This window comes from Nosocomiicoccus sp. HMSC059G07 (assembly GCF_001815515.1).
Lineage (GTDB): Bacteria > Bacillota > Bacilli > Staphylococcales > Salinicoccaceae > Nosocomiicoccus > Nosocomiicoccus ampullae_A.
Window position 1 is genome coordinate 1 of the sequence record NZ_KV820872.1, and the last position, 374, is coordinate 374.

The window sequence follows — 374 nt, forward strand, 5'->3', positions numbered from 1 at the left end:
GGGGCTGGGACAAATGATTCCACTCCTTAGGTAAAACAGCCTAGAAATCTTATGTTTAAGATTTCTAGGCTGTTTTTTTAGTTTTGATTTTAAAATTTGCCGACTGACAGGTAAGCTTTCTTAAGTTTACCGCCATTAAGGCGATACCTAACTCATTTCTCACAGCGTCTTTGCCACGGACAGACATCCGTGTGAAACCTAAATTAGCCTTCAAGTTTCCAAAAGTTGTCTCGACATCGATTTTGCGTTGCGCATATCGACGACGACCTTCCGGACTTGAAAGCAACTTGTTTGCCTGAGCTTTGAAATACTCTAGGTTCATATTTTTTCGAATCTGCTTTGGACGAGAAGATGTAGAACTTTTACACAGTGTC

General features: G+C 40.6%; 1 protein-coding gene. It reads right to left on the reverse strand.

Annotation, left to right across the window (positions count from 1 at the left end; translation table 11 throughout):
* Positions 1 to 64: 64 nt before the first annotated feature.
* On the reverse strand, positions 65 to 374 hold a 310-nt coding region (locus HMPREF3029_RS09640), incomplete at its 5' end, for a transposase (RefSeq protein ID WP_246830716.1).